Source organism: Jiangella mangrovi, assembly GCF_014204975.1.
Lineage (GTDB): Bacteria > Actinomycetota > Actinomycetes > Jiangellales > Jiangellaceae > Jiangella > Jiangella mangrovi.
In genome coordinates this window covers 3,742,813-3,761,017 of sequence record NZ_JACHMM010000001.1, presented here as the reverse complement: position 1 = coordinate 3,761,017, position 18,205 = coordinate 3,742,813, and the positions used below count along the sequence as shown (strand labels likewise).

At 74.2% G+C, this 18,205-nt stretch carries 17 protein-coding genes; 10 read left to right on the top strand and 7 right to left on the bottom strand.

Going from position 1 to position 18,205, the window contains the following annotated elements; all coding sequences use genetic code 11:
• Positions 1-4: 4 nt before the first annotated feature.
• From HD601_RS17390 to HD601_RS17360, 7 genes are all read left to right on the top strand, one after another.
• A complete protein-coding gene (locus HD601_RS17390) occupies positions 5-2,290 on the top strand; it encodes a sensor histidine kinase (protein WP_184823903.1) in 2,286 nt (761 codons plus the stop codon).
• Positions 2,287-2,976 carry a response regulator transcription factor gene (locus HD601_RS17385; protein ID WP_184823902.1) on the top strand — a complete coding sequence of 230 codons (690 nt, stop codon included), beginning with the start codon at positions 2,287-2,289 and terminating at the stop codon, positions 2,974-2,976. The genes HD601_RS17390 and HD601_RS17385 overlap by 4 nt, the downstream gene beginning before the upstream one ends.
• Before the next feature lie 139 nt (positions 2,977-3,115).
• Positions 3,116-4,393 carry an ABC transporter substrate-binding protein gene (locus HD601_RS17380; RefSeq protein ID WP_184823901.1) on the top strand — a complete coding sequence of 426 codons (1,278 nt, stop codon included), beginning with the start codon at positions 3,116-3,118 and terminating at the stop codon, positions 4,391-4,393.
• A 7-nt stretch (positions 4,394-4,400) separates the two neighbouring features.
• Positions 4,401-5,279 (top strand): ABC transporter permease subunit, encoded by an 879-nt coding sequence (locus tag HD601_RS17375; protein WP_184823899.1) that lies wholly within the window; start codon positions 4,401-4,403, stop codon positions 5,277-5,279.
• Positions 5,276-6,892: an ABC transporter permease subunit gene (locus HD601_RS35830; RefSeq protein WP_184823897.1), complete on the top strand. Its 1,617-nt coding sequence runs from the start codon at positions 5,276-5,278 to the stop codon at positions 6,890-6,892. The genes HD601_RS17375 and HD601_RS35830 overlap by 4 nt, the downstream gene beginning before the upstream one ends.
• Positions 6,893-6,898: 6 nt before the next feature.
• Positions 6,899-7,675: an ATP-binding cassette domain-containing protein gene (locus tag HD601_RS17365; protein ID WP_184823895.1), complete on the top strand. Its 777-nt coding sequence runs from the start codon at positions 6,899-6,901 to the stop codon at positions 7,673-7,675.
• Positions 7,676-7,683: 8 nt separating this feature from the next.
• On the top strand, positions 7,684-8,673 hold the full coding sequence (locus HD601_RS17360; RefSeq protein ID WP_221441069.1) for a TAXI family TRAP transporter solute-binding subunit: 990 nt from the start codon (positions 7,684-7,686) through the stop codon (positions 8,671-8,673).
• Between the two features lie 80 nt (positions 8,674-8,753).
• On the opposite strand, the gene HD601_RS17355 is transcribed toward HD601_RS17360, so the two are convergent.
• From HD601_RS17355 to HD601_RS17345, 3 genes are all read right to left on the bottom strand, one after another.
• The gene (locus tag HD601_RS17355) at positions 8,754-9,656 is read right to left on the bottom strand and encodes an endonuclease domain-containing protein (RefSeq protein ID WP_184823893.1); all 903 of its coding nucleotides are present in this window, start codon (positions 9,654-9,656) and stop codon (positions 8,754-8,756) included.
• 183 nt (positions 9,657-9,839) lie between these two features.
• Positions 9,840-11,258 (bottom strand): ATP-binding protein, encoded by a 1,419-nt coding sequence (locus HD601_RS35825; protein ID WP_184823891.1) that lies wholly within the window; start codon positions 11,256-11,258, stop codon positions 9,840-9,842.
• A gap of 3 nt (positions 11,259-11,261) precedes the next feature.
• The gene (locus tag HD601_RS17345) at positions 11,262-11,981 is read right to left on the bottom strand and encodes a response regulator transcription factor (RefSeq protein ID WP_184823889.1); all 720 of its coding nucleotides are present in this window, start codon (positions 11,979-11,981) and stop codon (positions 11,262-11,264) included.
• Between the two features lie 136 nt (positions 11,982-12,117).
• Here HD601_RS17345 and HD601_RS17340 point away from each other — a divergent pair, with 136 nt between their 5' ends.
• From HD601_RS17340 to HD601_RS17330, 3 genes are all read left to right on the top strand, one after another.
• Positions 12,118-13,167: a tripartite tricarboxylate transporter substrate-binding protein gene (locus HD601_RS17340; protein ID WP_184823887.1), complete on the top strand. Its 1,050-nt coding sequence runs from the start codon at positions 12,118-12,120 to the stop codon at positions 13,165-13,167.
• Positions 13,168-13,245: 78 nt separating this feature from the next.
• Positions 13,246-13,707: a tripartite tricarboxylate transporter TctB family protein gene (locus HD601_RS17335; protein ID WP_184823885.1), complete on the top strand. Its 462-nt coding sequence runs from the start codon at positions 13,246-13,248 to the stop codon at positions 13,705-13,707.
• A gap of 10 nt (positions 13,708-13,717) precedes the next feature.
• Positions 13,718-15,223, top strand: a complete 1,506-nt coding sequence (locus HD601_RS17330) for a tripartite tricarboxylate transporter permease (protein ID WP_184823883.1) — start codon at positions 13,718-13,720, stop codon at positions 15,221-15,223.
• A 21-nt stretch (positions 15,224-15,244) separates the two neighbouring features.
• On the opposite strand, the gene HD601_RS17325 is transcribed toward HD601_RS17330, so the two are convergent.
• The 4 genes from HD601_RS17325 to HD601_RS17310 all read right to left on the bottom strand — a co-directional run bounded on the left by HD601_RS17325 (position 15,245) and on the right by HD601_RS17310 (position 18,200).
• Entirely contained in the window at positions 15,245-15,625 is a 381-nt protein-coding gene (locus tag HD601_RS17325; RefSeq protein ID WP_184823880.1) for a hypothetical protein, read from the bottom strand.
• Complete coding sequence (locus HD601_RS17320; RefSeq protein WP_184823878.1) at positions 15,622-16,185, bottom strand: hypothetical protein; 564 nt, start codon at positions 16,183-16,185, stop codon at positions 15,622-15,624. The genes HD601_RS17325 and HD601_RS17320 overlap by 4 nt, the downstream gene beginning before the upstream one ends.
• 198 nt (positions 16,186-16,383) lie before the next feature.
• Positions 16,384-17,640, bottom strand: a complete 1,257-nt coding sequence (locus HD601_RS17315; protein WP_184823876.1) for an MFS transporter — start codon at positions 17,638-17,640, stop codon at positions 16,384-16,386.
• A complete protein-coding gene (locus tag HD601_RS17310) occupies positions 17,637-18,200 on the bottom strand; it encodes a class I SAM-dependent methyltransferase (RefSeq protein ID WP_184823874.1) in 564 nt (187 codons plus the stop codon). The genes HD601_RS17315 and HD601_RS17310 overlap by 4 nt, the downstream gene beginning before the upstream one ends.
• Between the last annotated feature and the right edge of the window lie 5 nt (positions 18,201-18,205).

The following is an 18,205-nucleotide window of genomic DNA, read 5'->3' as shown; positions in this document are numbered from 1 at the left end:
CGCCATGGACGCGCCGCTCCCCCGCATCCCGGCCGCCGGACGATGGCGGCGCGCGCTGGTCGCGGCGGGTGTGGCGGCGGCGCTCATCGTGGCCGCCGCCGGCGCGACGGTGTGGTGGAACGTCCGCGACCTCACGGCCGAACTGGCTCAGCGCGACGCCGACACCGTCGCCGCGCTGGCCGGCACCCTGGCACTGTTGCCCGCCGACGAGCGCGCCGGGGCCCTGCCCGCGGAGCCGGGTGGGCGCAGCGGTGTGTGGCTGGTCGCGGCTGACGGAACGGTGACGCCGCCGGCCCTCGCCGGCGACGGTGGCGACGCGCGCTGGCAGCGGTGGACCGGCCTGGTGGCCCGCGACGCCCGGCTCACCGCCCGGTTCGACAGTCGCGACCCCGGCGGCACGCCCTGGTCGTTCGTCGCGGCGCGGCTGCCCGACGGCACCGTCGTCCTGCTCGGCCGGCCCGACGCGCCCGGCCCCGGCGCCGTCGCGGTCATGCTCGCCGCGGTCGCGGGCGGCGCCGCGCTGCTCGCCGTCATCGCGTGGGCGCTGTTCCGGTGGGGTGTGCGCCGGCCCATGGACGACCTGCTGGCTGCGACCGAGGACCTGCGCTGGCGCGGCCGGATCCGCGACGAGACCCGCCCGCGGGTCGACCGTGTGGCCCGGCGCGACGACCACGCCGGCCGGCTGGCCCGCAGCCTGGCCGGCGTCGAGCAGGACGTCGGCCGCCGGTTCCTGCAGCTGTCGACGCTGCTCGAGACGATCCGGGCGGTCGGCGCGTCGCTCGACGGCGACGAGGTGCTCGACCGCGTCCTCGGCCAGCTGCAGCGGCTGTTCGGGGTCGAGCGCTGCGCCGTCGTCACCCTCGACGAGCGGGCCGGCGCCGTGCTGGTGCGGGCCAGCCGCGGCCTGTCCGACGCGTTCGTCGCCGACCTGCGCGCCGACGTCGCCGAGCCCGGCTCGCCGTCGCTGCGGGCGCTGCGCTCGGGCGAGCCGGTGCAGGTGTCCGACACCGCCGCCGACCTCTCCTTCGCCGCCGTCCGCGACGGCTCGCCGCGCTTCGACCACCGCAGCGTCCTCGCGATCCCCCTGGCCACCAGCATGGCGCCGCCGTCGGTGCTGCTGCTGTACCGGTCCGAGGCGTACCGGTACAGCCACTCCGAGCTGGAGCTGGCGACCAGCTTCGCCCGGTTCGCGTCGATCGCCATCGAGAACGCCGCGCTCTACACCCGCATCGACGCGCGGTTGCAGGAGCAGAGCCGGCGGCTCGAGGCGATCATCGAGAGCCTCGACGACGGCCTGGTCCTGGCCGGCCCCGACGGCCGGGTCGCCTACCACAACGCCGCGGCGGCGGCCCTGCTCGGCAGCCCCGGACAGGGGATGACCGGCGACGACGTCGGCAGCCTGCTGCGCCGCCTCGGCGCCGACCCCGCCGTCGCGCCCGGCGGTGAGCCCGGCGAGGTCCTGCCCGCGTCGCGCGAGGTGACGACGAAGGCCGACGGCGTCCAGCGCGACCTGCGGCTGCGCACCTTCACCGTCGCCGACGAGCGCGGCGCCCCGATCGGCCACGGGCATCTCTGGCAGGACATCACCCACGACCGCCTCGTGGCGAGGCTGAAGGCGTCGCTGCTGGCCACCGCGTCGCACGAGCTGCGCACGCCGCTGGCCAGCATCAAGGGCTACGCGTCGACCCTGCTCGCCGAGGACATCGAGTGGTCGGTCGAGGAGCAGCGGCAGTTCCTCACCACCATCTCCGCCGAGACCGACCGGCTCACCGCGCTGGTCCGCGACCTGCTGGACATGTCGCGCATCGAGGCCGGCGCGCTGACCATCCGGCGCGAGCCGGTCGGCGTGGCCGAGCTGGTCCGGCGCGCGGTCGCCGGCCGGTCCACCGCCGACCGCGAACGCCTGGACCTGCGCCTCCCCCGCGGCCGCGCCACCGTCGACGTCGACCGGTCCCGCATCGAAACCGCCATCAGCAACCTCGTCGGCAACGCGCTGAAGTTCTCGCCGGAGGGGCAGCCCGTCACCGTCACCGCGCAGCTCACCGGCGGGGAGCTGCGCGTCACCGTCCGCGACCGCGGCACCGGCGTCCCGCCCGACCTCGGCGAGCGGATCTTCGAGAGCTTCGTCCGGGGCGACGACGGACTGGCCCGGCAGGCGGGGGGACTCGGACTGGGGCTGGCGATCTGCCGCGGTTTCGTCGAGGCTCATGGCGGCCGGGTCCGGTGCCGTCCGGAGCGGCCGGGGACGTCGTTCGTGCTCACGATTCCGGCCGGGGAGGCAGACGCATGACAGGCGCTCGGGTGCTGGTGGTCGACGACGACGACGCGCTGCGGCAGTTCGTGGCCCGCAACCTGGCCGCCCGCGGCTTCGAGGTGACCACCGCCCGCAACGGGCTCGAGGCGCTCGCGCTGGTCGACCGCGTCCACCCCGACCTCGTCGTGCTCGACATCATGATGCCCGGCCTCGACGGCCTCGAGACGTGCCGGCGCATCCGGCTGACCTCGGTGATGCCGATCATCGTGCTGACCGCGCTGGACACCGAGGCCGACAAGGTCCGCTGCCTCGACGAGGGCGCCGACGACTGCCTGGTGAAGCCGTTCGGCGTCGACGAACTGCTGGCCCGGGTCCGCAGCGCGCTGCGTCGCGTCCGCTGGCATGCCCGGTCCGGCGACGACACCGTCCTGCGCCACCGCGACCTCGAGCTCGACACCGAGTCGCTGCGCGCCGCCGTCCGCGGCCGCGAGGTCGACCTCACCCGCACCGAGCTGACGCTGCTGCGCTACTTCATGGAGAACGCCGGCAAGTCGCTGCCGCACGCGCGGATCCTGCGCGACGTCTGGGGGCCCGGCTATGGCGGCGAGACGCAGTACGTGCGGGTCTACGTGAGCCGGCTGCGGCAGAAGTTCGAGGACGATCCCGCCCACCCCGCGTACTTCGTCACCGAGCACGGCCTGGGCTACCGGTTCGGTGGCTGAGGGGCCGCACGCGGCAGCACGTCAAATCGAGCCAAAGAAGTCCCCGAAGGGGCATCCGCGCCGTTGACGACGGCGAGCCGCGAGGCCAGGGTCACCGTACGTCATCGGTCCGCGAGACGTGCGAGATTGGGGGCCCGGCGTGCGACTGTGGCGCGTGGCGGCGCTGGCCCCCGTCCTGGCCGCACTCGTGGCCTGCGGTCTCGCCGGCCCTCGGACGTCGACTCCCCCGGACCCGGCCGACGGCGTTCGCGGCGGTTTCGACGGGGTGATCCGCTTCGGCGCCACCGTCAGCGACACCGGCCGGTACGCGCAGGAGGGGCGCGACGTCCGCCGCGGCTACGACGTCTGGCTCGACTGGGTCAACGGCGAGCACGGCGGCATCCGCGTCGGCGATCGCCGGCTGCGCGCCGAGATCGTCTACTACGACGACGAGAGCGACCCCGGCCAGGCGGCGGCGCTGACCGAGCGGCTCATCGTGCACGACGGGGCCGGCTTCCTGCTCGGGCCGTTCTCCAGCGGGCTGAACGCGGCCGCCGGCGCGATCGCCGAGCGGCACCGCACCCTCCTCGTCACCGGCAACGGCGCCTCCGACGCGCTGTTCGACCGCGGCTCGCGCTACTTCTTCAGCGTCATGACGGTGGCCTCGCGCTACGCCGAGTCGGTGCTCGACGTGCTGGCCACCCGCGGCGCCGAGACGCTGGTCGTCGCCTACCAGGACGCAGACTTCCCCATCGACGCCGGCGAGGGCGCAGCCGAGCACGCGCGCCGCCTCGGCATGCGCGTCTTGGCGGTCGAGACGTACCCGCGGACGCTGGCCGGCGTGGCGGGCATCGTGGCGAAGTTCCGCGACCTCGACCCGGACGTCCTCTTCGTCGGCGGGCACTTCGTCGACGGGCTGCGGTTCACCCGGGCGGCCGAGGAGCAGGGCTTCGAGCCCGAGGCGATGATCCTCACCGTCGCGCCGAGCAACCCCGCCTTCGCCGACGAGCTGGGCGACGCCGCCGAGCTGGTCATCGGGCCGACGCAGTGGGAGGCGTCGATGCGCCGGCCGGGCGACGGGGCGGGCGCTCCGGGCGCGTCGTTCGGCACCGGCGCCGACTACGCCGAGCGGTACAGCGCCCGCTACGGCGAGGCCCCGACCTACCACGCCGCCGGCGCGACGGCCGCCGCCCTGGCGCTGCAGCTGGCCATCGAGGCGGCCGGCTCCACCGGCACCGACGCCGTCCGCGCCGCCCTGCTGGACCTGGACGCCGAGACGTTCTACGGGCCGATCGACTTCGACCGCCGCGGCCGCAACTGGGGCAAGCCCATGGGCGCGGTGCAGGTGCAGGACGGCGGCCTCGAGCTGGTGACGCCGGGCGCGGCCGCGACCGCCGAGCTCGTCTACCCGAGGTCTCGCGCCGGGGCGGAGCGGTGATCGCGCGGTGACCCAGGCGATCGTCAACGGGCTGCTCCAGGGCGGGCTGTACGCCACGATCGCACTGGCGTTCTCGCTGGCCTGGCGCATCACCGGCGTGCTGAACCTCGCGCACGGCGAGCTGGTGACGGCCGGCGCGTACCTCGCCTGGCTGCTGCACTCGGCCCGCTGGCTGCCGCCGCTGCCGTCGTTGCTGGTCGTCGTGCCGGTGCTGGTCGCGGCCGGCTGGCTGCTGGAGCGGCTGGTGCTGCGACGGCTGGGTGCGCCGACGGCGGGCGCTGCGGCCGCCGTCCTGGGCACGCTCGGGCTGTCGGTCGTGCTGCAGCAGGCGGCACGGCTGCTGTTCAGCCCGACGCCGCACACGCTGCCGCTGCCCGTGGGCGGGTTGTGGCGGGTGGGCGGGGTGACGGTCGCGGCCGGCCACGCCGTGCTGTTCCTGGTCGCGGCAGCCACCGCCGGCGCCGTCGTCGTGCTGCTGCGGGCGACCCGGCTGGGAGCCTCGCTGCGCGCCGTCGCGCAGAACCCGGAGGCCGCGCGGCTGGCCGGCATCGACGTGCCGCGGATGCGCTCGCTCGGCTTCGCGCTGTGCGCGGGGGTGGCCGGCGTCGCCGGTGTGCTCGCCGGGCAGGCGCAGCCGATCCACCCCGCCATGGGGACGCCGCTGCTGCTCGGCGCGCTGGCGGTCACGGCGCTCACCGGGCCGGGCCACGTCACCGGCGCCGTGCTGGGCGGCCTCGCGCTGGGGGTCGCCGAGGGCGTGCTCGGGGCCGTCGTCCCACGGGTCGGGGCGACCCTCGGCGTCGTGCTCGCCGCCGCGCTGCTGGTCGTCATGCTGGTGATCCGGCGCGACCCGCTGCTCGCGACGCCGGTGCGGGGCCGGCCGTGAGCGCCGCGTGGACCTGGCCGTCCGTCGCGACCCAGGCGCTGCTGCTGGCCACGCTCGCCCTGAGCTGGAACCTGGTCGGCGGCTACCTCGGCCGCATCGACCTCGGCCAGATCGCCTACGCCGGCCTGGGCTCCTACGGCGCCGCGGTGACGGCCACGTCGCTCGGCTGGCCGGCCGCGGCCTCCGTCGCCGCCGGGACCGTCGTCGCGGCCGCCGCCGCTGCCGCCGTCGGGCCCGGCCTGCTGCGCCTGGCCGGGCCGGCGTTCGCGATCGCCACGCTCGGCCTGCTGGTCGCCATCCGCGAGGTCGTCCGGCTGCTCAGCCCGGTGACCGGTGGCGGGCGCGGACTGGTGCTGCCGCCGCTGCCGTCCGGCCTCGCGTGGGGCGGCGCCGTCGCGCTGTTCGCCGTCGCGGTGACGGTGTCGTGGCGGCTGCGCCGCGGGGTCGCGGGCGCGGTGCTGCACGCGATCCGGGCGGACGAGGTGGGCGCGGCCGTCCGCGGGGTCCGGACCGGCGCCTGGACCCGCGGCGTCTACGCGGGCGCCGGGGCGCTGACCGGGACGGCCGGCGCACTGTGGGCGTACCAGAGCACGTTCATCGACCCCGACCTCGCGTTCGCCGACGCGCGCACCCTCGACGCGATCACGGCGGCGGTACTCGGCGGGCTCGGCACCGTCGCCGGGCCGGTGCTGGGCGCGCTGGTGCTGGTGGCAGGACGGACGGTGCTCGGGCTGCCGTCCGACGCCTGGCAGCTGCTGCTGCAGGGCGCGGTGCTGCTCGCGCTGGTGCGCTGGCTGCCCGGTGGGCTGGCCGGGCTGGCCGGGCTGGTGCCTAGCCGGGCCACGCGGTCGCCGCAGCTGACGCCGTCGCGCCCCCTCGTGCCGGTGAGTCGTGCCGAACCGCAGCCTCCGCCGTCGGGACCCCCGGTGCTGGAGGTGCGCGGGCTGCGCACCCCCGACGACGGCGGCACCGTCCTGACCGACGTCGACCTCGCCGTCCGGCCGGGCGAGATCCTGGGCGTTCTCGGCCCGAACGGCAGCGGCAAGACCACGCTGGCCGACTGCGTGGGCCGGTTGCGGCCGGTGAGCGGCGGCAGCATCCGGCTGGCCGGGCGCGACGTCACGCGCGACTCCCCCGGGCGGGTCGCGCGGGCCGGGCTCGGGCGGACGTTCCAGCGGCCGCGGATCCACCGGCGGCTCACCGTCGCCGGCCAGCTGCGCCTGCGCGGCGACGACGGCGACCGGGTCGCGTCCACGCTCGCCCGGCTGGGGCTGACGCCGTACGCCGACGTCCCCGCCGGTGAGCTCGACGCCGGCCGGCAGCGGCTGGTCGAGCTCGGCCTCGCGCTGCTGGGCGAGCCGCGGGTGCTGCTGCTCGACGAGGCGACCGCCGGTGTCCCCGCCGACCTCGTCCCCGTGCTGGCCGCGGTGGTGCGCGCGTGCGCGGCGCAAGGGGTCGCCGTCGTCGTCATCGAGCACGACGTCGGCCTGGTGGCGGACCTGTGCCACCGGGTCGTCGTGCTGGACCGCGGGCGGCTGGTCGCGGCCGGGCCGCCCGCGTCGGTGCTGGCCTCCGGTGCCGTCGAGACCGCCTACATCGGCTGTGAGGGGTGAGCGAACGTGTGGAGTGCCGACCGCCCGCTGCTCGAGGTGCACGACCTGCACGTCGACGGCGCGCTGCACGGCGTCAGCCTGTTCGTCCGCGAGGGCGAGGTCGTCTGCGTCGTCGGCCCCAACGGCGCCGGCAAGTCGACGCTGCTGCACGCCATGTCCGGGCTGGCGCCGGTCTCGCGCGGGCGGGTGCTCTTCGACGACCGCGACATCACCGGCGTCGGGCCGGCCGACGGGCTGCGCTCGGCCGGCGTCGCACTGGTGCCGCAGTACCGCACGATCTTCCCCGAGATGACGGTGCGCGAGAACCTCACGCTCGGGCTGTCGCCGCACCGCGACCGGGCCGCCGTCCGGGCCCGGCTCGGCTACGCCTACGACGTCTTCCCCCGGCTGGCCGCCCAGGCCCGGCGCGCGGCCGGGGACCTCGCCGTCGCCGACCGGCGCGTGCTCGAGCTCGCCCGCGCGCTGGTGTGGACGCCGCGGCTGATCCTCATCGACGAGCTGTCCGCCGGACTGCCGCCCGCCCTGGCCGCGCCGATCGTCGCCGAGCTGCGCCGCCTCAGCGCCGACGCCGGCGTGACGATCCTGCTGGCCGAGCAGGACGCCCGGCACGCGCTCGCCGTCAGCGACCGCGGCTACGTGCTGGCGCTGGGACGGCAGGTCTTCGAGGGCACCCGCGCCGAGATGCTCGCCAGCGTCGCCGTCCGGCGGTCGCTGCTCGGCACGGCCGGCCCCGACTCCACTAGACTGCGCCGCCACGATCGGGGCGCGGCGGAGGCGAGGTGAGCGGAGGCGTGAGTGCGCAGCGCGCGACTGCCCGGCGCGTTCGGCGGCGGACGGTGCTGGCCGCCGCCGCGGGCTCGGTGCTGCTCGGGTGCTCGCCCAGCCCGGCCGCCGACGGCGTCGACCTGCGGCTGGCGACCGGGCCGGCCGGCGCCGTCTACCGCCGCATCGGCGGCGCGCTGGCCGAGCGGATCACCGCCCGGGTGCCCGGCGCGAAGGTCACCACGGTGCCCAGCGGCGCGTCGACGGACAACATCCGCATGCTCCTCGACGGTGAAGTGCACATGGGCCTGACCAGCCTCGACGCCGTCTTCCCCGCCGGCAGCGACGAGTCGCCCGCCGGACTGTCGGCGCTGTGCCGCCTGTACGACAGCCACCTGCACCTCGTCGTGCTGGCCGACTCCCCCGTCACGGCGCTGGCCGACCTGACCGGCGCCCGGGTGGGGCTGGGCGCCCGCGACTCCGGGACCGAGTTCACCTCGCTGCGGCTGCTGTCGCTGAGCGGCGTCGAGGCGGACGGCTCCTACAACCCCCAGGCCATCTCGGCGCAGGAACTGATCCGCGGCGATCTCGACGCCATGTTCTCGCTCAGCGGCGTGCCGACCCCGGCCATCACCCAGCTCGCCGCCGAGCGCCCGATCCGGCTGATCCCGCTGGACCAGGAGGCCGGCGCGCTGGCCCAGGAGTACCCCGGCCCGTACGTGCCGGCCGCGATCCCCTCGACCGCCTACGACGGCGTGCCCGCCACCGGCACCGTCGCCGTCCCCAACATCCTCCTCGTCCGCGACGACGTCCCCGCCGACCTCGTCGAGGCGATCACCGGGACGATCTTCACCCACCCCGAGGCCCTGGCCACCGCCGGCGGCGCCGACGACGCCGAGGACGCCACCGCCGAGCCGGTCCCCGAGGCGTGGCAGATCAACGTCCGCACCGGCATCTCGACCGGCCCGGTGCCGCTGCACCCCGGCGCCGCCGCCTGGTTCCGCTCCCAGAAACGCTGACCCCGCCCGCCAGGCCCCACCGAAGTTGACCATGGAGAAGGTCGGCTCTGCGCGGCCTCGGGAGCCGACTTTCTCCATGATCAACTCGGCGCGGGGAGGGTGGAGCGGAGGTGGACGTAGCGGCGGATGCGGTCGACGGTGCGTTGGGGGTGGCGGAGGATGTCGTCGGCGGTGAGGGGGATGACGATCCAGCCGGCGTCGCGGAGTTGTTCGTCGCGGTAGCGGTCGCGTTGCCATTGGCGTTGGTCGGTGCGGTGGTGGTCGCCGTCGTACTCGATGGCGATCTTCAGGTCGGGGTAGGCGAGGTCGGGGCGGGCGAGCCAGGTGCCGGTGTGGTCGGTGACGTTGACGCCGACCTCGGGGCAGGGGAGTCCGGCGTCGATGAGGAGCAGCCGGACGCGGGTCTCCATGGGCGAGTCGACGCCGGGGCGGATCAGCCGGAGGGCGTTGCGGGCAGTGACGATGCCGCGACGGCGGGTGGCTGCGGCGATTTCGTCGTGCAGGCGTTCGGGGGTGGTCCAGCGGCGCAGCATGGCGTCGCCGAGGGTGACGAGGTCGTCGCGTCGCCAGGTGGCGGCGAGGTGGACGAAGGTGCGTTCCGGCGCGACGACGGGCAGGCCGTGGACCTCGATGACGGTGTCGGGGTCCAGGCCGACGTGACCGTCGGTCCCGGACAGTTGGGGAACCACCGCGCCGGGCGGGACGATGACGTCGAGGTCGTCGTCGAAGCTGGGTACAGGCAGGTCGCAGAGCAGGGCGGCGGTCTCGTGGGAGAACGCGACGACGCGCGGCAGGACCAGTCGCACCGCTCGGCAGCGCGTGACGAGGGTGTCGGGCAGCGCGGCCGGAACGCGGACGCCACGCACAGGCCGCTGGAACCGCCTCGCGGCGAGCACGTCCTTCGACAGGCCGGCGACCTTGGCGTCGGCGACGCGGAACGACCGCGAGCAGAACGGCTCGGGCAGTGAGCGATGACGCGACATCGCCCGATCATCACCCGAACCGGCTGACCACCCCGAAAGTTATCCACAGCCCCGCCGGGAACCCGCCCCCCACCCGAGTTGATCATGGAGAAGGTCGGCTCCCGAGGCCGCACAGAGCCGACCTTCTCCATGATCGACTCGGGTGGGGGCGAGTCGAGGGCAGGGGTGGGTTGACGGCGGTGGTCAGGTGAGGGCGTCGGCGGGCTCGACGGCGACCGGCAGGGCGACCACGGCGGCGAGTCCGCGGCCGCCGTCGTCGCGCGGGAGGCCGTCCTCGAGCCGCAGCTCTCCCCCGGCCCGGGCCACGAGCTCGGCGCAGATGGCCAGGCCGAGGCCGGTGCCGGGGACGTTCTGGTGCTTCGGCGCCCGCCAGAACCGGCGCAGCGCCTGGTCGCGGTCGGCGGGGTCGATGCCGCGGCCGTCGTCGCGGACCACGACCTCGACGAACCCCGCCGGGCCGGCCGGGCGCGCCGCGACCTCGACCACCGACGCGTCGGAGAGCCGCATCGCGTTGCTGATCAGCTCGTCGAGGATGCTGCCCAACCCGCCCGGCGGCTCGAGCAGCAGCAGCCCGGGTGGGACGTCGACCCGCAGCTCCTGGCCCTCGTGCGACGTCAGCGCCCGCCAGCGGTCGACGCGGGTCTCGAGCAGTGTGTCGAGGTCGACGGGTTCGGCGGTGCGCATGCTCTCCATGCGGGCGCTGGCCAGCAGCGCGTTCAGCATCCGGTGCATGGCCCGCAGTTCGTCGACGGCGACGTCGTGGGCCAGGCGGCCGCCGTCGCCGGCCAGGTGCGGGCGCAGGCTCTCGACGACGAGGCGCAGGCTGGTCAGCGGGTTGCGCAGCTGGTGGGACGCGTCGGCGACGAACGCCCGCTGCCGTTCGACGGAGTGCTCGACGGCGTCCATCATCGTGTTGAACGACCCCGCGAGCCGGCGCAGCTCGACCGGGCCGCCACCGGCGTCGACCCTGATGGTGAGGTCGCCGCGCGAGATGCCGGCGGTCGCGGTGTCCAGCTCGCGCACCGGCCGCAGGATCCAGCTCGACACCGGCCAGGCCACGGCCACCAGCGCGAGCAGCGGCAGCAGCCCGAGCGCCGCCAGCGTCGCCCAGCGGGTGACGACGCGCTCGCGGGTGCGCTCGAGGTCGGAGATCGTGACGACGACGCCGACGACCTCGCTGTCGCGGCCGACCGGCTCGGCCACGACCAGCGGCGAGTCCTGCCAGGGCCAGAAGTCGCGCGACGGCTCCGACCGCGCGCCGGCCAGCGCCGCCTGGATGATCCTGGGCAGCGCGTCGCTGTCGCCCCGGGCCGCGTCGAATTCGGCCTCGGACCCGACCAGGACGGCGCCGTCGGTGCCGAGCAGCGCGCCGGGCGTGCCGTAGAGCTCGTGGTAGCGCTCCAGCTCCTGGTCGAGCGCCTCGGTGCGACCGCCGGACAGCGCCGTCTCGGCCAGCGACGCGAACCGGCCGGCGTCGTTGAGGCGGTCGACGTAGGTCTCCTGCAGCTCGCGCTCGGCGACGGTGATGCCCAGCGGCACGCCCAGGGCGCCGACCAGCAGCACCGCGAGCGGGACCAGGACGGCCAGGAGACGATGGCGCACGTGCTAGCCGATCAGCTCCGGCTGGTCGGCCGGATGCCCGGCCGGCTGACCGGCCGCGTGTTCGGCCTGCAGGCGGTAGCCGACGCCGCGGATGGTGCGGATGGGCACGCCCGGCCCGAGCTTCCCGCGCAGCGCGGCGATGTGGGTGTCGAGGGTGCGGGTGGACGCCTCCCAGGACACGCCCCAGATCTGGTCGAGGATGACGTCGCGGCTGACGACGTTGGGCGCGCGCCGCACCAGCAGCACGAGCAGCTCGAACTCCTTGCGCGTCAGCACGACCGGCGCCCCGTGCACCGTCACCTCGCGGGTGCCGGGGTCGATGCGCATGCCGACGAGCTCGAATGGCTGGTCCGGGTGGGTCTGCGCGCGGGCGGCCCGGGTGCGCCGCAGGACGGCGTCGATGCGGGCCAGCAGCTCGGGCACCCCGAACGGCTTGACGATGTAGTCGTCGGCGCCGGTGCGCAGGCCGCGGACGCGCTCGTGCTCCTCGGACCGGGCGGTGACGGCGATGACGGCGGTCTCGGGCTGGTCGCGCAGCTGCCGGATGACGTCCAGGCCGTCGCCGTCGGGCAACCCGAGATCGACGAGCACGACATCGGCGGGCGCGGTGCGCACCGCCTCGACCGCCGTGGCGACCCGGTGGACGTCGAAGCCGGCCTGGGTCAGGACGGTGACGAGTCCTCGTGCCACGCGGTCGTCATCTTCGACGACGGTGATCCGCATACCGGTGCATTCTACGGATTTCCGGGAGCGGTATCCGGGTCCGGATTTTCTTGAGATTTCTCTGACACAACCCCTCCGCATTCGCGCCAAGAATGGTCCGCGACACGAGACCCGACGCTGACGAGGAGGTCAGTGGATGAGCACCATCAGAAGGCCCGCTGGGACGGTGCGACTGTTCGCCGTCCTCGCCGCCGCATCGCTCGCCGTCACCGCGTGTGGTGACGGCGACGGCGGCCCGACCGCCGGCGGAGGCGGTGGTGGCGGCGGTGGTGACGCCGCCGACTACCCGGACCAGAACATCACCTTCGTCGTCCCGTTCAGCGCTGGCGGGCCCACGGACACGGTCACCCGGCTGATCGCCGAGCCGATGTCGGAGGAGCTGGGCCAGCAGATCGTGGTCCAGAACGTCGAGGGCGCCGGCGGCACCGTCGCGTCCGGCGAGGTCGCCAACGCCGAACCGGACGGCTACACCGTCCTGATGCACCACATCGGCATGTCCACGGCCCCGGCGCTCTACCAGGACCTGGGTTTCGACCCGCTGGAAGACTTCGAGATGATCGGCCTGGTCACCGAGGTCCCGATGACCATCGTCGCGCGCAACGACTTCGAGCCCGAGACGCTCGAGGACCTCATCGACTACGTGTCCGCGAACGCCGACTCCGTCACGCTCGCCAACGCCGGCATCGGCGCCGCGTCGCATCTGTGCGGGCTGCTGTTCCAGGACGCGATCGGCGCGACGGTGCAGGAGGTGCCGTACGAGGGCACGGGTCCGGCGCTCACCGACCTCATCGGCGGCCAGGTCGACTTCATGTGCGACCAGACCACCAACACGACGAGCCAGATCACCGCCGGCGAGGTGAAGGCGTACGCCGTCACGACGCCGGAGCGGGTCGACAGCCTGCCCGACCTGCCGACGACCGAGGAGGCCGGGCTGCCGGACCTGCAGGTCGGTGTGTGGCACGGCCTGTACGTGCCGGCCGGGACGCCGGAGGAGATCGTCACCCAGCTGTCCGACGCGCTCAAGGTGGCGCTGGCCGACCAGGGCGTCATCGACCAGATGGGCGACCTCGGCACCGCCCCGGTCGCCGAGGAGGACGCCACCCCGGAGGCGCACCGGGCCCGGCTCGAGGAGCAGATCGAGACCTGGGGCCAGATCATCGCCGACGCCGGCGTCGAGCAGTCCTGACCCCGTTCGAGCTGATGGGCGGCCCGTTCCGCGAGCGGGCCGTCCATCCTCGCTCCCTGTCGCTCTGGAGGTGACGCGTTGGAGAGCCGTCGATCCGTTCCGGACATCCTGGCCGGCGCGATCTTCGCCGGCATCGGCCTCACGTTCGTGGTGGCCTCGCTCGGCTACGAGCTGGGCACGCCGCTGCGCATGGGCCCCGGCTACTTCCCGCTGGTCGTCGGCGCCATCCTGGTCGCGCTCGGACTCGGCGTGGTCGTCAAGGGCCTGGTCGCCGGCGAGGACATCACGTGGGGCTCGGTCCCGTGGCGGTCGGTGGTGATGATCGTGGCCGCGCTGATCTTCTTCGGCTTCACCGTCCGGCGGGCCGGGTTCCTGCCGGCGACCTTCGTGACGGCGCTGCTCACCGCGTTCGCCAGCTCCCGGATCAAGCCGGTGACGGCCGTCGTGGTCGCCGCCGGGCTCACCGGGCTGAGTGTCCTCATCTTCATCGTCGGCCTGCAGCTGCGCCTGCCGCTGTTCGGCCCCTGGCTCACGTTCTAGGCGGCCCCGCATGGATCTGCTGGACAACCTCGCGCTCGGCCTCGAGACCGCGTTCCAGTTCGAGAACGTCCTGTACTGCCTGCTCGGCGTGGTGCTGGGGACGGCGGTCGGCGTCCTGCCGGGCATCGGCCCGACGGCGACGATCGCGATGCTGCTGCCGATCACCTTCGGCCTGGAGCCGGTCGCGTCGCTGATCATGCTGGCCGGCATCTACTACGGCGCGCAGTACGGTGGCTCGACGACGGCGATCCTCATCAACCTGCCCGGCGAGTCATCTGCCGCCGTCACCGCGATCGACGGTCACGAGATGGCCCGGCAGGGACGGGCGGGTCACGCACTGGCCGCCGCCGCGCTCGGCTCCTTCTTCGCCGGCACGGTCGCGACGGTGGTGCTGGCGGTCTTCGCGCCTCCACTGGCGCGGGCCGCGTTGGAGTTCGGGTCGGCCGAGTACTTCTCGCTGGTCGTGCTGGGCCTGATCGCGTCGATCGCGCTGGCCCGTGGCTCGGCGTTGAAGGCCCTGGCGATGATCGCGCTGGGCGTGCTGCTCGGCACGGTCGGCCAGGACATCTACACGGGGACGCCGCGGTTCACGCTCGGCATCCGCGAGCTGTTCGGCGGCCTCGACTTCGTCTCCGTCGCCGTCGGCGTCTTCGGTGTCGCGGAGATCCTGCGCAACCTCGAGAACGAGCAGACCCGCTCCGCGTTCGTCCAGCGCGTCAAGAACCTCTGGCCGAGCCGCGACGACCTGCGCCGGATCGTCGGGCCGGTGCTGCGCGGGACGGGGCTGGGCTCGGCACTCGGCGTGCTGCCCGGCGGCGGTCACGTGCTGGCCGCGTTCGCCTCGTACTCGGTGGAGAAGCGGTTGTCGCGGACGCCGGAGCGCTTCGGCCACGGCGCGATCGAGGGCGTGGCCGCGCCGGAGTCGGCCAACAACGCCGCGGCGCAGACGTCGTTCATCCCGCTGCTGACCCTGGGCCTGCCGGCGCACCCCGTCATGGCGCTGATGATCGGCGCGTTCATCGTCCAGGGCATCACCCCCGGCCCCAACGTCATCAACGAGCAGCCGGCCCTGTTCTGGGGCCTGATCGCGTCGATGTGGATCGGGAACCTGCTGCTGGTGATGCTGAACCTGCCGCTGATCGGGCTGTGGGTGAAGATGCTGGCGATCCCCTACCAGTGGCTCTTTCCCGCGATCGTCGTGTTCGCCGGGATCGGCACGTTCTCGCTGAACTTCAACTCGTTCGACGTGTACGCGGTCGCGGTGTTCGGGGTGCTCGGGTACGTGCTGATCAAGTGCGGCTGCGAGCCGGCGCCGTTGCTGCTGGGCTTCGTGCTGGGCCCGCTCCTCGAGGAGCACCTGCGGCGGGCGCTGATCATCTCGCGCGGGGACGCCTCGGTGTTCTTCACCCGCCCGATCTCCGCGGTGCTGCTGGCGCTCGCCGTCGGCGCCCTGGTGATCTCCGTCCTGCCGGCGATCCGCCGCAAGCGCGAGGAGGTCTTCGTCGAGGACGACTGACCTCCTCGCGCCGTCGTCGGATCAGAGGATGGAGCCCGTGTCGATCAGACCCGCCTGCTGGTAGACGGCGCGGGTCTCGGTGTCGAACGGGGCGGACAGACTGACGGCGCCGTCCTTCAGCCCGTCGGACGTGGCGATGGTGATGCCGTTCAGGTACCCGGCCCCCGTCGACGCGTCGTACTGGAGGATCCACGCCGAGCCCAGCGAGTTCGTGTAGGGGCTGCTCGGCCGGATGCCGGAGAGCTCCTCGCCCTTGATGGCGGCCGAGGTGGCCGGGAACGTCTGGTCGATCGGCAGGTCGATCAGCTGGCGGACCCAGAAGCCCACCGGCCAACCGGCCGAGTGGCCCAGCACCGTCCGCTGACCGTGCTGCTGGTTCCACGCGAAGCCCTGCGCCGTCACGACGTCGCCCAGCCGCCCGGCGTCGCGCAGGTGCCGGCCGTTCGGTCGGAGTCCTCGTAGACGTCCCAGTCGTAGTGCCGGAACGACTGTGCGCCGACGAAGACGCCGTACGGCGCCTTGTTCTTGGCGAACCCCGGGACGAAGACCCAGCGGTCCAGTTGCTGGTCGGCGCACTGCCCTGCGGTCGCGACGAGGTTGCGGTGCGCGGAGGTCACCGCCACGCCGGAGCACCAGCGAGGATTGCCGTCCGCGTCGACGAAGAACACCCGCCCGACGGAGGACGGCAGCTTCGGCAGCGAGAACTGGGACGGGTCGCCGTTCTCGAGCTGCTCGGGAGTCGCCTCGACCTCCGTCCTCGGCGACGAGAGCCGCACCGACTCGGTGACCGGCTGCGCGAGCCGCATGTTCCGCAGGCCGCGGTCGAGCCAGTAGTGGGCCGTCTCCTGCTCGGGTGTCAGGCTGTCGGCCTGCGCCTGGGCGGGCGCGGCGACGAGGACGCCGCCCAGCAGACCTGCGATCAGGCCCGTGACGGCAGCAGCGATCGAACGAGAGCGTTTCACGAGATCCCCCCCGGGAAGAGGCTGGCGACCAGCGCAGATGTGCGCGATGTCCAGCTCGAAACGCCTGAATCGTAGGGCACGCCCGAGCGGCCTCACAACGTGATCGCCAAGGCCTGGACGGTGTGGCATCGCTGCGGCAGCCGGGTGGCGAAACTGTCGCTGGAACAACACCCATGCCACACGGTTCCCGCTGCATCGTCACACCGTTGATCCAGCTTCCGAAGCGACTGCGGCCGCCCCCTCCGTACGGACGCGGGTAGCGGCGACCAGGACGCCGGTCGAGAAGACGGCGGCCAGGCCGAGGAGGCCGGCGAAGCCCCACATCGCCATCAGCGGTCCCGCGACCGTGGCGGCTCCGGCCGACACGAGAGTCATCGCGGTGTCCGCCGCTCCCTGGACCCGGGTGTCGCCGACCGAGCAGGCCGCGATGTCCGACGACGCGGCGACGGTGCACAGGGACCAGCCGAGACCCAGCAGGAACAGTCCCAGCCCGTGCGTGAAGCCCGACATCCCGAACAGGCCGGCCGACACCGTCAGCGACAGCATCAGCACACCGCCGCCCACCACGAGGGCCGGCCGCACGCCCGCCCGATCGGCCAGGAGACCGGACAGCGGCGCGAAGGCGTACATGCCGAGGAAGTGCATGGAGATGACGGCGCCGATGGCGCCGTGGCTCGCGCCCTCGTGGTGCATCTCGAGCGGCGTCATGACCATGACGGCGACCATCGTCGCGTGGGCGAGGACCAGGGCGGCCACCGTCGGGGCGACCCGGGCCACGAGCTGACGGGACAGCGGTCCCGCGGCCGGGGACGCCGGCGCGCCCGACGATGCGCCCAGCGAGCGGGCGACCAGCAGCGGATCCGGCCGTAGCAGCGCCCAGATGACCAGCCCGGCCACCGCCGCGCACGCGCCGTCGAACAGGAACGGACCGGCCAGTGGCGGCAGCCCGAGCCCGGAAGAGGCGCCCTCGGCGGGCCCGACCATCAGGGGACCGACGACGGCGCCCGCGGTGGCCACCCACACCACCAGTGACAAGGACGTCGCGCGCCGCCCCTCGGGAGCCAGGTCGGTCGCCGCGTACCGGGCCACGCTCGTCGAGGCCGACGACGCTCCCAGCGCCACCGTCCCCACCACCAGCAGGGCGTAGCTCGACATCGTCGCCGCCACGACGCACAGCACCGCTCCGCCCGCGCCGACGAGGTAGCCCGCCGCCATCCCGAGCCTCCGCCCGCGCCGGTTCATCCAGGCGGCCAGGATGTAGGAGGCGGCGCCTGCCCCCAGGGTGAGGGCGGCCTGCGAAAGACCCGCGGCGCCGGTCGACCCGGTCATCTCGACGGCGAGGATGCCGCTCACGGTGAAGGTGAGGGTCACCGCGATGCTGCCCAGGATCTGGCTCACGACCAGCAGCGACATCGTCCGCCGCTGCACACGGCCCACATCGGCACTCGTGCTCATGACGGCTCCTGACGTCGGTCGGCGACGAACTGGAGGCCGAGCACCGACTCGGCCTCGCGCAACGAGGCGTCCTCGAGGTAGCGGTAGAGGTAGGGCACGCGCGCGAGCGACGCGATCGAGAACCGCCGCGCGACGGCCTCGACCATGGCGTCGCCGGTGTGGAACGACCGGTGCTTGTCGCGCCAGAGCGGCAACGACCCGGCCGCGCCGAAGTAGCGGTCGGCGATCGCCCCGCCCGCCTGCTCGTGCGCGAACTCGTCGACGATCAGCCGGCCGCCTCGGGCGAGCAACCCGGCCAGCGAGTCGAGCGCGCACGACAGGTCCTCGACGTGGTGCAGCGACAGCGAGCAGACGACGGCGTCGTACGGCTCGTCCTCCGGATCGCGGAAGCCGCAGATGTCGGCGACGAGCACCCCGGGCCGCGCGCGGGCGGGGTCGACGTCGATCGCCGTGACGGTGTACCCGACGGCCCGCAGCCGGTCGGCCAGCCGGCCGTCGCCGCAGCCCGCGTCGAGCACCCGGGCCGGGGCCGGTGGGAGATTCGCGGTGATGAAGTCCATGCCCT

Coding starts and splice junctions, on each gene's coding strand:
- HD601_RS17390 (WP_184823903.1), top strand. CDS start 5: ATGGACGCGCCGCTCCCCCGCATCCCGGCCGCCGGACGATGGCGGCGC.
- HD601_RS17315 (WP_184823876.1), bottom strand. CDS start 17,640: ATGAGCACGAGTGCCGATGTGGGCCGTGTGCAGCGGCGGACGATGTCG.
- HD601_RS17345 (WP_184823889.1), bottom strand. CDS start 11,981: ATGCGGATCACCGTCGTCGAAGATGACGACCGCGTGGCACGAGGACTC.
- HD601_RS17310 (WP_184823874.1), bottom strand. CDS start 18,200: ATGGACTTCATCACCGCGAATCTCCCACCGGCCCCGGCCCGGGTGCTC.
- HD601_RS17330 (WP_184823883.1), top strand. CDS start 13,718: ATGGATCTGCTGGACAACCTCGCGCTCGGCCTCGAGACCGCGTTCCAG.
- HD601_RS17340 (WP_184823887.1), top strand. CDS start 12,118: ATGAGCACCATCAGAAGGCCCGCTGGGACGGTGCGACTGTTCGCCGTC.
- HD601_RS17355 (WP_184823893.1), bottom strand. CDS start 9,656: ATGTCGCGTCATCGCTCACTGCCCGAGCCGTTCTGCTCGCGGTCGTTC.
- HD601_RS17385 (WP_184823902.1), top strand. CDS start 2,287: ATGACAGGCGCTCGGGTGCTGGTGGTCGACGACGACGACGCGCTGCGG.